11 protein-coding genes and 1 pseudogene are annotated in these 13,232 nt (G+C 63.8%); 4 read left to right on the plus strand and 8 right to left on the minus strand.

Annotation, left to right across the window (positions count from 1 at the left end; genetic code table 11):
- Nucleotides 1-65 precede the first annotated feature (65 nt).
- The gene (locus CAP2UW1_RS13410; protein WP_015767161.1) at nucleotides 66-845 is read right to left on the minus strand and encodes a DUF3313 domain-containing protein; all 780 of its coding nucleotides are present in this window, start codon (nucleotides 843-845) and stop codon (nucleotides 66-68) included.
- Nucleotides 846-1,135: 290 nt separating this feature from the next.
- On the opposite strand from CAP2UW1_RS13410, the gene CAP2UW1_RS13415 reads away from it, so the two are divergent.
- Together CAP2UW1_RS13415 and CAP2UW1_RS13420 are read left to right on the plus strand one after the other, a co-directional pair.
- The gene (locus tag CAP2UW1_RS13415) at nucleotides 1,136-1,642 is read left to right on the plus strand and encodes a TlpA family protein disulfide reductase (RefSeq protein ID WP_291910970.1); all 507 of its coding nucleotides are present in this window, start codon (nucleotides 1,136-1,138) and stop codon (nucleotides 1,640-1,642) included.
- A gap of 10 nt (nucleotides 1,643-1,652) precedes the next feature.
- Nucleotides 1,653-2,750 carry a transglutaminase-like domain-containing protein gene (locus CAP2UW1_RS13420; protein WP_015767163.1) on the plus strand — a complete coding sequence of 366 codons (1,098 nt, stop codon included), beginning with the start codon at nucleotides 1,653-1,655 and terminating at the stop codon, nucleotides 2,748-2,750.
- Between the two features lie 102 nt (nucleotides 2,751-2,852).
- Here CAP2UW1_RS13420 and CAP2UW1_RS13425 read toward each other — a convergent pair.
- The 3 genes and pseudogenes from CAP2UW1_RS13425 to CAP2UW1_RS13435 form a co-directional block, all read right to left on the minus strand.
- Nucleotides 2,853-3,335, minus strand: a pseudogene (locus tag CAP2UW1_RS13425) (acyl-CoA dehydrogenase family protein); the annotation flags it as partial.
- 17 nt (nucleotides 3,336-3,352) lie between these two features.
- Nucleotides 3,353-4,180 (minus strand): SDR family NAD(P)-dependent oxidoreductase, encoded by an 828-nt coding sequence (locus CAP2UW1_RS13430; protein ID WP_015767165.1) that lies wholly within the window; start codon nucleotides 4,178-4,180, stop codon nucleotides 3,353-3,355.
- Between the two features lie 65 nt (nucleotides 4,181-4,245).
- On the minus strand, nucleotides 4,246-5,433 hold the full coding sequence (locus CAP2UW1_RS13435) for a lipid-transfer protein (RefSeq protein ID WP_015767166.1): 1,188 nt from the start codon (nucleotides 5,431-5,433) through the stop codon (nucleotides 4,246-4,248).
- A gap of 274 nt (nucleotides 5,434-5,707) precedes the next feature.
- On the opposite strand from CAP2UW1_RS13435, the gene CAP2UW1_RS13440 reads away from it, so the two are divergent.
- Nucleotides 5,708-5,929 carry a hypothetical protein gene (locus tag CAP2UW1_RS13440; RefSeq protein WP_041567849.1) on the plus strand — a complete coding sequence of 74 codons (222 nt, stop codon included), beginning with the start codon at nucleotides 5,708-5,710 and terminating at the stop codon, nucleotides 5,927-5,929.
- Nucleotides 5,930-6,043: 114 nt separating this feature from the next.
- Here the strand turns inward: CAP2UW1_RS13440 and CAP2UW1_RS13445 are convergent, their stop codons facing one another.
- The 3 genes from CAP2UW1_RS13445 to CAP2UW1_RS13455 all read right to left on the minus strand — a co-directional run bounded on the left by CAP2UW1_RS13445 (nucleotide 6,044) and on the right by CAP2UW1_RS13455 (nucleotide 9,428).
- The gene (locus CAP2UW1_RS13445) at nucleotides 6,044-7,657 is read right to left on the minus strand and encodes a methyl-accepting chemotaxis protein (RefSeq protein ID WP_015767167.1); all 1,614 of its coding nucleotides are present in this window, start codon (nucleotides 7,655-7,657) and stop codon (nucleotides 6,044-6,046) included.
- Between the two features lie 49 nt (nucleotides 7,658-7,706).
- A complete protein-coding gene (locus tag CAP2UW1_RS13450; RefSeq protein ID WP_015767168.1) occupies nucleotides 7,707-8,438 on the minus strand; it encodes a ParB-like protein in 732 nt (243 codons plus the stop codon).
- Nucleotides 8,439-9,140: 702 nt separating this feature from the next.
- A complete protein-coding gene (locus CAP2UW1_RS13455) occupies nucleotides 9,141-9,428 on the minus strand; it encodes a hypothetical protein (protein WP_015767169.1) in 288 nt (95 codons plus the stop codon).
- A 461-nt stretch (nucleotides 9,429-9,889) separates the two neighbouring features.
- Between CAP2UW1_RS13455 and CAP2UW1_RS13460 the strand changes: the two genes are divergently transcribed.
- Nucleotides 9,890-12,661 carry a M16 family metallopeptidase gene (locus CAP2UW1_RS13460; RefSeq protein WP_015767170.1) on the plus strand — a complete coding sequence of 924 codons (2,772 nt, stop codon included), beginning with the start codon at nucleotides 9,890-9,892 and terminating at the stop codon, nucleotides 12,659-12,661.
- Nucleotides 12,662-12,738: 77 nt separating this feature from the next.
- Here the strand turns inward: CAP2UW1_RS13460 and mscL are convergent, their stop codons facing one another.
- Nucleotides 12,739-13,173 carry a large conductance mechanosensitive channel protein MscL gene (gene mscL / locus CAP2UW1_RS13465; RefSeq protein WP_015767171.1) on the minus strand — a complete coding sequence of 145 codons (435 nt, stop codon included), beginning with the start codon at nucleotides 13,171-13,173 and terminating at the stop codon, nucleotides 12,739-12,741.
- Nucleotides 13,174-13,232: the final 59 nt, after the last annotated feature.

Here is a 13,232-nt window from a genome sequence, read left to right on the forward strand (position 1 = left end):
TTCGTCCTTCCGAACCAGGGCGAAGTTGCCGTCGCGTGCGCCTGGCAGCCCGCTCGCCGACTCTGCTACTTGGCTTGCGGACTGATCCCACGCAACTCGGCGAAGCGCTTAGCGATCTGTTTCGACCACTTGTCGAAGGCGTTGCGTGCATACGACCACGACTGGAACGAGTTCATGTAGCCACTGATCCAGGTGCTCGTTGCTCCGGACGCGCCGCTCTCGACGTCTGCCGCATACTTCCGGCCGATCTGGGTGTCGATGCACTCGGCAAGGATCGCCTCGCTGGCTCCGTCCAGAAACTGGATCTCCACGCCGGTTTGGCCCAGATAGGGCGTCGATCCGGCCGGACCGCCGGCGGCGACGCCCGAGCCGGCCTCCGCGACGAATCCGTAGGGGATAAGGGTTCCCATGGCGCTGCGACCGACACTGGTGGGTACCAGATCGGTCAGGGCGATGCGCAATACCACGACGCCCGCTCCAGGCTTGTCGACGATTTCCATCTGCGGTTTGAGCGCGGTGACCAGCGACTTGTAGAAGTAGTCGGTGAGCGCCTTCAGATCTGCCGGGTCAACGCCCTTGGTCTGTTCATCCTTGAGGGTAACGACCATGCGGCTGATCATGACCTGGTTGTATGCCTTGAGATCAAGGCCGGGCTGCCGCCAGCACAGTGCGCCGTCGCCGCCGGGTGCTTTTTCCATCTTCGCGTAATCGCTCAGAAAGCCGGTGCGAGTCGCCTTCTTCGGGTCGCTCGCGGTGACGTTGCTGCCTGAGTCGGCCATGTTGGCGCAACCGCTCAGCAGGACCAGCAGGCCTGCAGCGGTGGCGTACTTCGCTTGGTGTGACATCGGAGCCTTCCCTCAATGTTGGAGGGTCGGGACTCTACCACTTCCGGCGTATCCACCGCCAGTTGGAACCGCAAGTGCCGTCAGAAGGAAGGCGAGGCGACGTCGGTTCGGCCGCCCGCAGCTGTGCGACAATCCGGCTTCGGCGGTCTGAGTTACCGCCATTGAATCGCGCCGGTCCGCGGGCTGGCGCACCGTAGGTCGCGGGGGCTTCCGCCTCGCGACGTCAGCGAAACCGGGAGAAATCGATCAACGCGAATGCGCCCTCGTCGCGCGTATGCTGGTTGTCGTCTTTGCGCGCGCTCCTCGGCGGGCTGGCGATGGCGTGCGCGCCAGTGCTGGGCGGCAGCGGGGTGCACGCTTCGGAGTTGGCGAAAGTGCGCGCCACTCGGCTGCCGACGCCGATCGATGGCCGCCTCAACTCGCTCATCGCCACCCATCCTGGTCAACCCGTACTGGTCAATTTCTGGGCCTCGTGGTGCGAACCCTGCCGCGAGGAAATGCCGTCGCTGCAGCGCCTGGCCGACCGCTCGCGTCGTGCTGGCCTGGTGGTGATCACCGTCGCAGTCGCCGACAGGCTCGACCAGGTCGACAGATTCCTCGCGGATCACGCCATCCAGCTACCGGTCGTCGACGATCGCGATCAGGTCATCAGCCGCGCCTGGGGCGCCCGTGTGCTGCCGGGCACGGTGCTTCTCGATCGTCATCACCGCATACGGCTGCGCGGCCAGGGCGCCATCGACTGGGACTCCCCCACCGCCGGCCGACACCTTCACCCCTTCCTCAAACCACCCAAATAGGAATCGCTCCATGGATCGTCGCCACTTCATCAAGACCGCTCTTCTCACCGCCGGCACGCTCAGCGCATGGCGGCCGGCAATGGCCGTTGACAGCCCCTTCACCCCGTCGCCGGCCAACGGCTGGCGGGTCTTCGAAGTCACCACCCGCGCCGAGCTGGCGACGACCGACAGCGCGACGCGCGTCTGGTTGCCACTGCCATCGGTCGACGACCCCGCGTGGATCCGGACCATGGGCAACCTGTGGCAGGGTAATGCAGCAAGCGTACAGGTACTGCGCGATCCGACCTATGGCGCGCAGATGCTGGCGGCAAGCTGGCCAGCCGGTGCAGCAGCACCCGTGGTGGAAGTGACCAGTCGCTTCGCCACGCGCGACCGCGCCATCAACCTGAACGAACCGGGCAAGGTCGCGGCCCTCGATGCAGCAACCGCGCAGCTCTATACGCGCCCGACGGAACTGCTACCCACCGATGGCATCGTTCGCAAGACGGCGACAGAGATCACTCGCGGCAGCCGTACCGATACCGAGAAAGCCCGGGCAATCTATGAATGGATCGTCGACAACACGGCGCGCAACCCCAAGACGCGCGGCTGCGGCACCGGCGACATCCGCGCGATGCTCGAAACCGGCGATCTGACCGGCAAGTGCGCCGACCTCAACGCTCTCTATGTCGGCCTTGCCCGCGCCGCCGGCCTGCCGGCGCGTGACGTGTACGGCATCCGCGTTGCCGATTCGCGGTTCGGCTACAAGAGCCTCGGCAGGAGCGCGGACATCAGCAAGGCTCAGCATTGCCGGGCGGAAGTCTGGCTGGCCGGCTTTGGCTGGCTGCCGGTCGATCCGGCCGACGTACGCAAGGTCGTTCTTGAAGAAAAGCCCGGCCTGACGCTCAAGGACGATGTCGTCGTCCCCGTTCGCGAAAAGCTCTTCGGTGCCTGGGAGATGAACTGGCTGGCGTACAACGTCGCCCATGATCTGGCGCTCCCGGGATGGACAGGCCCGCGGATTCCCTTCCTGATGTATCCGCAGGGCGAGAACGCTGGCGGACGTTTCGACAGCCTCGATCCGGAAACCTTCCGCTACCGCATCACCGCGCGCGAAATCACGACTTGACAAGTGACTCGCCACCCCTGACCGCGCCTGGCGGTCAGGGGTGGCGACACCGGCACACCCGAAGTCCCGGCCCTACGGCAACTGCCTGGCGATGAGTTCCTTCATGAAGGTTTTCGAGCCATTGAGCACGTAGCATTCGCCGGCTCGCAAAGCCGTCGTGGCAATCCCTTGCAGGTCAAAACCGGCCGTTGGCTCGGTCATGACGATGGCGCCAATCAGATCGCCGGTCGCCATCTGCGGCAGGTAACGCTCCTGCAGATAATCGCTGCCGTAGTGCAGGAGATAGGGGGCGACGATTTCCGAGTGCAGCGCCCATCCCAGGAGGTTCTGCACCGCATGGCGTGCCGCTTGCTCGAAGAGGACGACGCTGTACACCTTGTCCGCCCCAGCCCCGCCGTACTCCTCCTCGGGCCTCAACGAACAGATGAAGCCGGCCGCGCCGGCCTTCAGCCAGAGGTCACGATCGACGTAGCCCTGCTCTTCGTAACGTTGGTAATTCGGCACAGCCTCAAGCTTGATGAAGCGATCGAGCGCGTCGCGGAAGAGTAGATGCTCTTCGCCGAAGAGCGTGCGCGCAATACTCATTGAAGTCCCCTACCCGGTCAGAGGCGGAAGCCGCCGCCGCAGACCAGCAACTCGCCGGACACGTAGTTGGCTTCCGGATAGCACAGCATGGCAACGGCGCCGGCCGCTTCTTCGGGTGTCCCACCCCGCCCGAGCGGGATCATCGCCTCCATCTGACCAAGGAGTTCCGGATTGACACCGGCCTTGATCGTCCTCCCCTCGATCTCGAGAGTCGCGCTGCCATTCGCCGGCGCACTCGTCAGACGGGTGCTGATCAGGCCGAAGGCAACGCAGTTGACGTTGACCCGGTAACGCCCCCACTCCTTCGCGAGAGTCCGCGTCAGACCGATGATCCCGGCCTTGGCCGCCGCATAGTTGACCTGCCCGGCGTTGCCGCCGACGCCGGCGATCGATGAGATATTGACGACCTTGCGGAAGTTTTCCTGGCCGGCCTCGGCTTCCTTCCTGGCGGCGGCGCGAATGAACTCGGCGGCGGCGCGCAGGAGGCGGAACGGCGCGGTGAGATGGACGTCGAGCATCGCGTACCACTGTTCGTCGGTCATCTTCTGGAGGACGTTGTCCCAGGTGTAGCCGGCGTTATTGACGATGATGTCGAGCCCGCCAAACTCGCTGACCGCCGTCTGCACAAAGCGTTCGGCGAAGTCGGGCGCGGTGACGCTGCCGATGCAGGCGACCGCGTGGCCGCCGGCCTGGACGATGTCGGCAAGCGTCTGTTCGGCGGGCGCGGCGTCGAGGTCGTTGACGACGACGCTGGCACCCTCCTGCGCGAGCTTTAGCGCGACGGCCCGGCCGATACCACGCCCGGAGCCGGTGACGATGGCGACTTTACCTGCTAGTTTTCCCATGTTCATCTCCTCTGTGATGGCCGCCGGGTGACTGACAGCGTCCCTCGATGCCGGCTTCGGCAGGCTCAGTCGGCGCGCTGATAGAGCGTGACGACGCAGGCCCCGCCCAGGCCGAGGTTGTGCTGCAAGGCAAGCCTGGCGTTGGCCACCTGACGCGCGCCGGCTTCACCGCGCAACTGCTCGACGAGTTCGGCACACTGGGCGAGCCCGGTGGCACCGAGCGGGTGTCCCTTGGACAGCAGGCCTCCCGACGGATTGGTGACGATTCGGCCGCCATAGGTGTTGTCGCCGTCGGCAGTGAACTTGTCGGCACCCCCTTCCGGGCAAAGGCGGAGTCCTTCGTAGGTGAGGACCTCGTTCTGTGCGAAGCAGTCGTGCAGTTCGACCACGTCGAGATCCTCGGGGCCGATGCCGGCCTGCTCGTAGACCAGATCCGCAGCCGCGCGGGTCATGTCGGCACCGACGAGTGCCATCATGCTGCGTTTCTCGAACGTTCCCGGCCGGTCCGTGGTCATCGCCTGGGCGACGATGACGACGCGCCGATCAAGGTTCATCGTCTCGGCGAAGCGCTGCGAAACGAGGATCGCTGCCGCTGCGCCGCAGGTGGGCGGACAAGCCATCAGGCGCGTCATGCCTGCTTCCGGAAAGACCAACGGGGCCGCCAGCACATCGTCCTCACTGAGCACCTTGCGCAGCAGCGCGCCCGGGTTGTTGGCACCGTGCCGGCTGGCCTTCGCCCGTACCCTGGCGAACAGCTTCGGCGTGACGTCGTAACGCTCCATGTATTCCTTGCCGGCGCCACCGAAGTAGCAGAGTGCGAGCGGCACCTGCCAGGGGTTGATCTCCTCGCATAACTGGTCGAAGCGCGCGAATGGCGACGGACGGTCGCTCCAGTGTTCGCTCAGCGCCCCCGGCAGCATCTGCTCGAAGCCGAAGGCCAGCACGCAGTCGAGCGCCCCGGCCTCGATCAGTTGGCGGGCCAGGAAGAGCGCCGTCGATCCGGTCGAGCAGTTGTTATTGACATTGACGATGGGGATGCCGGTCATCCCGACGCCATAGAGCGCGCGCTGTCCGGACGTCGAATCGCCATAGACATAGCCTGCGAAGGCCTGCTGAACGGCTTCATAGCCCAGCCCAGCGTCATCCAGCGCTCGCCGCACGGCGGCGGCGGCCATCTTGTCGTAGGGCTCGGTCGTCCCCGGTTTGCCGAACGGCACCGAGCCGACTCCGGCGACATAAGCTTTTCCCTGCATGCTCGATCTCTCCTTGTTCGCTGGGACGATTGCCATCGGACCAGCCTCATGATCCTGCGCCGGCAACGATCAGTGTTCCACATCCGGGATCCGTTCCCGACGTCGCCGGGGAATGCCGGCGCGGAATGCGGACTCTCCAGCCGTCATTGAATCAGTGTGCCTGTCTGGATAGTAGTGGGCGGGCTCTAAATGTGTTACGGGTCACTGTAGCCCGAACCGGCGCGGCTGAGCAGCCGCTGCAAGCGCCTTCTCAATAGGCGATGTTGCCTACCGTTTGCACCACAAGCCCGCGGCTGACAGCCACTGTCGGCCGCGCGCTGGCATCGACCGCATCGTCAAGGAAATCCTGTCCGTTCGCCTCGGCGGTGACGGCTTCTCCTCCCTCTGGTACTCGGATGCTCCCGTCCTCGCACAGCCGGTGGCGGAGGCCATCCTGAAGCCGATCAGCGAACGCATCCCGCAACTCACGCGAGCAGATCGGCAAAACCACCAGTGACGGCAAGACGTTCGAAGCGCGGCAAGCGGACGGCGATCGTTAGCTGTATCTCTCGCCGATCAAGTGCAGCGACCGGATGCTCGGCGTCTCCCTGCCGAAGTCAGCCGCCAATCATCAGGTCCGGAAACTGGCCATCGTGTTGCGCAAGCCCCCCGCAAGGCCGCTGAGCGTGCGCGCTGCCTCGGCAGTCTGCTGGGCTGCCGAATTGTTCTGTTCGGACGCCTGCGCAACCTGTTCGACGCGCTGGGCGATCTGCTGGCTGGCAATCGACTGCTCCTCGATCGCACCGCCGATGTCGTTCACGACGGCGAGCACCTGCTCGACGCTGCCGCGGATGCTGCGGATCGCCTCGCCTGCCGAGCCGGCCAGTTCCACGCCACGATCGACCTGCTGCACGGCGGCCTCCATCGAACCCAGTGAATTGCGGGTTTCCTCCTGGATCTGCATGACCATCGCGTTGATCTCGCTGGTCGCCTTGCCGGTGCGTTCGGCGAGCTTGCGTACCTCGTCGGCGACCACGGCGAAGCCGCGTCCCGACTCACCGGCGCGGGCAGCCTCGATGGCAGCATTGAGGGCCAGCAGATTGGTTTGATCGGCGACCTCCTTGATCACCTGCACCACCGTCGAGATCCGTGACGAGCTTTCATCGAGCACGCTCATCGCCCCCGACGTGCGACGAACGCTGTCCGCGATGCGGTTGATCTCGATCGTCGCCTCCTCGATGACTCCGCCGCCGCTCTCCGACAGTTGCGAAGCATGCGTCGCCGTCTTGAGGGCGTCGCGGGCGTTGGCGGCAACCTGACTGATGCTGACCGACATTTCCTCGACCACCGCCGCCATCGACGTTGCCGAGTCGCTGGTCGTCCGCGAAGCGCCGGCCACCTGCTGCGACGAACCGGCGAGCGTTTGCGCAGCCCTCTCGGTGTTGTCGACCGTCGACGCAATGCTCTTGAGCATCGATCGCAGCCGCGACTGCATCTCCTGCTGGTGCGCCATCAGGCTACCCGTGTCACCGGGCTGCAGTGCGAGATCCTGGCTAAGGTCGCCGTCGGCGATCCTCCGGACGAGTTGCAGCGCGTACTCCGGCTCGCCACCGAGTTGAGCGGTAATCCGACGGATGACAAAGGCCGCGATGCCGGCCGCCAGCACCACGGCCAAGGCCAGCAAGCCACACATCAGCGTTTCGGCAAACGACTGGGCGGCCTCTGCCGCCTTCTCCGCCTGCGCCTTGCGCTCCTGCTGGATGGTGATGAACTTCTGGCTCTCCGCCGCCAGTTCGCGCTGCACAGCGCGCGCGTCTCCCTGAATCAGCTCGCGCATCGCGTCGATCTTGCCTTCCCGGGCGAGTGCGACGACCTGCTCGTGACTGCGCAGGTAGCGCTCGTTGAGCGTTCGCATGTTGCCGGCCAGTTGACGCGTCTCCGGGCTACGCTGGGATTTCTCCAGCTCATCGGCGAGCTGGGCGCTCTCCTTGCCCGCCTGGGCAACGCGTTCGAATTCCTTGTCGCGCTCGTCGGCAGCCACCACCAGCGCGCTGAGTTGATAGCGGCGCATGCTGTTCACCCGCTCCGCGATCTCCCTCGCCAGTGATTCGTTGCGGCTTGCCCTGACAAGGTTGGCGACGCCTTGGTCGATCACGTTGAGCTGCACCACACTGACCACGACAAGGACCATCATCACTGCGCAAACGACGGCGAAGCCACTCCACAGCAGCGTCTTGATCTTCATTCAATAGGCCTTTCGGAAAGAGTACTCTCCCAGCTTTGCTGGCGTTCGATCAGCTGCCGCGCCCGACATACCCCGGAAGACCAGCGGCCTCCGGCGAGCTTGCCAGATGCACTGCCTCCGCGATAATTGCCTGCCTGTCCTCGTCGCTCATCCTTGAAATCAGAATGTCGGTGTCGTCGATCTGGTTGCGCAATACGCGGTTGTCGAGAATCATACGCATGCGGAAGAACTGCGCCCACTGGAACTCGGCAAAATCGGCGGCCATCTTGTCATAGCCAAAATGGGTGCGCACGTACCAGGCGAGACCACGATAGGGATCGTTGTGCAGATCCTTGACATGTTTGGGCAGCGCGTCCGGTCGCACCGGGCCGCCACCCGTGTGATCGAAGAGATAGACCCAGGCGTTGTCATGCATCGCCTTCCAGAAGTCGTAGTCCTTCAGAACACTCCAGTTGTACAGAACCTCGACGGCAACCCGCGCGTTGCCTGCATCGATTCCCGCTTCGTTCTTCCCCTGTGCGACGTCCCAAAGCGCACGCGCCAGATGATGATGATCGGTCAGGTAGAACTTGTTGCCGTTGCCAATGACGATCGGGACGGGATGCGTGATGAGATAGGCGGTGAGTTCCTGTCGGCTCTTCTTGCGCATCGCCGCCGCCCTGGTATCGACCTCGTCGAGTCCGACACCGCTCTGCGTCGGATGCAGGTCAGCAACCCGCAACTGATACAACTGACCGCCGCGCTGCGCGCGGGGCGTGCATTCCTCATAATTGAAATCCATGACCTTCCTCCTCGTGTGTCTGCCCCGCTGCGCGGAGCGAATCCCCTATCCTGGCCGGTCGACGCGAGTCGCCAGCCTGCTCGCTAGCCGTACGCCCGCCTGCTCAACGCAGGCACCATACGAGCCGCGCCTGCGACCGTAACACGGATGCCGCCCGGATTGCGACAGCGTCCTTTTCGCCACCGGCGGCGATTCAGCACAATCGGCGGCTTGCCGGCAAGGTTTTCACGAAACGTCAGGAAAACCCCATGCAACAAGCGATTGCGCAGGGCCTGAAAGAGCTCCTGCAGACGCCTCAGCCCCGGCTCAACTAGCCTAGCGCGCGGCCGCCTGACTACACGCTTGCAGAGCCGGGCTGTCGGCAGCGGCGGAGACCATTCCGGTGGCCATCGCCTGTTCGCAACCGGCTGGTTTCAGCTCGTCGACCGGCCTGTACGCGTCGATCCTGCCAATGGTCGCATAGGCGCTCGCCGGGCTCTCCCGTCAACATGATCGGCCCCGACACGGCGAACGTCGCGCTTGATCCCGATGGCCACGCTCGACATCGCCGGCCTCGACACGATCGAGCGGTTTGACCGAGGAAGAGCGCCCGAGCGTCAGCTCCGACTCGACGACGCAAGGATCGCCAAACGAGTCAACGAGGAACACACGCGTGCTGGCGGCTATGGCCGTGCCAACGATCCCTCACCCGCGACACGCTGCTCAGGAGTCCGGCTGAGCCTTCTCGTTCGCGAGCGCCCTGGTTGTGATGTCTTCATACAGCTTGGCCACTCTGGCCGACAGCTCTTTATACTCAGGGTGGCGGGCCAGGAATGGCTTGGCGTCCTCCCCATCGGCAAAAACCCGCTCGAGAAAGGCAATATCCATATCATCGAGGCACTCGCCCGCATCGACCTTCGCCTTGAGATCGAGCGCACGCGGTAGCCGCTCCTTCTCCAGACGCTCCAACACCACCATTGCCATTCCGAGATCGTCCGATTCCTGACTCATTGCTTGCTCCTTGTCATGTAGCACCCCACCACCGGGAAAACTCGCCGGGCCAGTGGACCACGTCCAGCGGCTAAACGCCTGCCCCGACACGAGTTGGTGATAATGCCAGCTCTCACAAACAAAAGGCAATGGCGCGGTGTCGAGGTCGCCGCGGACGCGGACAGCCAATCGCGCACGCGGGCTCGCCGGGCGAGGTCACAACCGGTTACACAACGGCGACAGAGCAGCAACAGATCCGCCTTACGGGAATCGCTATTCTCCCCCCTGTCGCTGCCACGCAATCTTCCCTCCCCCTCCTCCCGCGTGACAGTGGCCGTTGCACCCGGCCCGCCCAGCCCTCCCTCTGAGCGGGCCGTTTCTTTTCCAGGCCGCCTATAATCCTCACTACCGCCATCGGCAGCCGCGCCGCCGCTGGCACGATCTCGTTCGCAGTGCATTGGCTACCAAGTGGAGTCGCCGTCATGAACCGATGGATCAAAGCCGCAACCTGCTTCCTGTCGTGGCTGATGCTGAGTTTTGCACCGCCATGGGCCTACGCTGGATCGTCGGCGCCAGCGAAACTCCCAGCTGGCGTCAAGAAGCTCAACACGGTCGAGGGAATAAGCGAATACCAACTGAGCAACGGCCTGCGCTTCATTCTGTTTCCTGATGCAGCCAAAGCGACCGCCACGGTCAACGTCACCTATCTGGTCGGATCCCGGCATGAGAATTATGGCGAAACCGGTATGGCCCACCTCCTCGAACATCTGATCTTCAAGGGATCAAGGAATTTCCCGGATCCGGCACGAGAGTTCAAGGCACGCGGTTTTCAGATCAACGGGACGACCTGGCTCGATCGAACCAACTACTACCTCACCTTCCCGGCCAGCGACGACAACATCCGTTGGGCGCTGGCGTGGAGCGCCGACGCCATGGTCAATTCGTTCATCGCCCGAAAGGACCTCGATACCGAGATGACGGTTGTCCGCAATGAGTTCGAGATGGGCGAGAACGATCCCGCAAGCGTCATGCTCAAGCGCATGCAGTCGCTGCTTTTCGACTGGCACAACTACGGCAACAGCACGATCGGCGCGCGCAGCGACATCGAGAACGTCAGGATCGAGAACCTGCAAGCGTTCTACCGCACGTTTTACCAACCCGACAACGCCGTCCTCACGGTGGCCGGCAAGTTTGACGAGCAGAGGACGATCGAGCGGATCGTCGCCACACTGGGCAAACTGCCCAAGCCCTCGCGCGTGCTTCCGGAACACTGGACGGTCGAGCCGACGGCCGATGGCGAACGCCAGTTCGTCGTCCGGCGCAAGGGAGAAATACCTCTGGTCACCTTGGCGTACCGCACCCCATCAAGCCTGCACACCGACTCCGATGGCGTCGGCATGGCCGCAGAGATCCTCGGCGACACGCCCAACGGCCGGCTCTACAAGGAACTCGTGCAGCCGGGACTGGCGGCACAGGTCTTCGCCTACACGATTGACGGCCGCGAGCCCGGCTTTGTCGTCTTCGGAGCTACCGTCAACAAGGACCAATCGATCGAGCGCGTGCGCGACAGGATGATCGAAGTGGTCGAGAACAGCCTGGCCCAAGCGGGCGCGACTCCCTCTGAACTGGGGCGGGCGGTGGAGCAGGCACGCACGGCCCACGAACGGGCACTGGCCGATCCCGAGGCGTTCGCGGTGCTTCTTTCCGAGTACATTGCGCTCGGCGACTGGCGGCTGTTCTTTCATGCCCGTGATCAGCTCGACCACATCACGCCGGCACAGGTCGACGCCGCGGCGACGAAGTATTTCGTGCGTGACAACCGCGTAGTTGGAACCTTCATCCCCGACGAGGCGCCGCGCCGCGCGGTGGTGCCGCAAGCGCCCACCGCCGCGCAGGTGCTGGCGAGTTACACGCCGCAGGAAAAGGGTGACGCGGGAGAAGCCTTCGAGCCTTCGCACGAGAACATTACGGCACGCACGCACCTCGACAGCTTCGGCAACCTGAAGATCGCTCTGCTGCCGAAAAGCAACCGTGGTCGGACCGTCAACGTGGCGATGAGCTTCCGCTGGGGTGACGAAAAGTCGCTGGCGCATCGGAACGTCGCCGCGCCACTGACGATTGCGATGCTGGCGCGCGGTACCAAAACGTTGACACGTCAGCAGATCGCCGACGAAATCACCCGCCTGAAGGTCCGCGGCAGCCTGACTCACTTTGAAACGACCCGCGAGAAGCTGCCCGAGGCGCTCAGGCTGGTGGCCCGTCTACTCCAGAAGCCGAGCTTCCCGGAGGCGGAATTCGACGAACTCAAGCGCGAGCATCTGACGGCGCTGCAATCCCAACTCGACAACCCTGAGGATCTGTCGAGCGACGCCCTGCAGTCGCATTTCAACACCTATCCCGCCGGCGATCCGCGTTACCACACCCCGCTGCCGGAACGTATCGAACAGGTGCGCCGGACCACTCTGGACGATATCGTTAGCTATCATCGCGACCTGATCGGCACTGCACGCGGTGAAATCGCCATCGTCGGCGACTTCGACGAGAAAGCCATCGCAAGAGAACTGCAGTCGCTGTTTCCCGCCTACGTCTCGCGATCACCGTATGGCCGCGTTGACCGCGAGTTCCGCCCCGTGCCTGCCAAGCGGATCGTCATCGACACGCCCGAGAAGGAGAACGCGTTCTTTCGCGCGCGCAGCACCCTGATGTTGCGCGACGCTGACGCCGACGCCCCCGCGCTATACGTGGCCAACAACATCTTCGGGGGCAGCGGCGGACTGTCGAGCCGGCTGATGGATCGTCTTCGGCAGAAGGACGGTGTCAGCTACAGCGTCAATTCCAGCTTGTCGATGGGCAGTCGCCAAGCGCTATCGACGTGGTCGCTTTTCGCGATGGTTGCGCCCCAGAATGTCGGCCGTGCCGAGCACGCCATCCTGGAGGAACTCGCGCGCGCGCTGCGTGACGGATTCACCGAGCAGGAAGTCGCGGAAGCCAAGAAGGGCATCCTCGAATCGCGGACTCTCAGCCGCTCGCAGGACAGTTCAGTCGCTTCGCGCTGGTCGTCCTATCTCGACCTTGGCCGCACCTGGCAGTTCTCCAAGGACTTTGAGGCGAAGGTGATGGCGCTCACCGCAGCGGAGGTCAACGCCGCCTTCCGCAAGTACATCGATCCCGACGGGCTGACGCTGGTGGTGGCTGCCGACAGCCGCAAGGCGATAGCAGCCGAGTCATCCGGCGAGCGACTTGTCAAACACTGAGTCGACGACGACACACGTGCCGCGCCGAAGTCGCCGGGGCCGCCACCCGGGCGGGACCCCTGCGCCGACCACGCGGGCTATTTCTTCAGGCTGTCACGGATCTCGCGCAGCAGCAGAACTTCTTCGGCAAGTTCGGGCGGCGATGGCGGTTCAGCGGGCGGTTCGCTCTTCTTCAGGCGATTGATCTGCTTGACCATGATGAAGATGATGAAGGCCAGAATGATGAAGTTGACCAGAATGGTAAGAAAGCTGCCATAGGCAAAGATCGGCACCTGCGCTTTCTTCAGCGCATCGACAGTCCGCGCCGTACCTTCGGGGATGGTGCCCAGTACCAGGAACATCCCCGAGAAGTCCAGCTTGCCCCCCATGATCCAGGCGATGAAGGGCATGATCAGATCGCCGACCACCGAATCGACGATCTTGCCGAAAGCACCGCCAATGATCACGCCGACGGCGAGATCCATGACGTTGCCTTTCATCGCAAACTCCTTGAATTCTGACATCATGCTCATGCTGTTTCCTTTCTTCCGGTTGAGTAAAGCTTGGAGGCTTGGCCCCTTTCGTAGCGGCG

It is taken from the genome of Candidatus Accumulibacter phosphatis, assembly GCF_000024165.1.
GTDB lineage: Bacteria > Pseudomonadota > Gammaproteobacteria > Burkholderiales > Rhodocyclaceae > Accumulibacter > Accumulibacter phosphatis.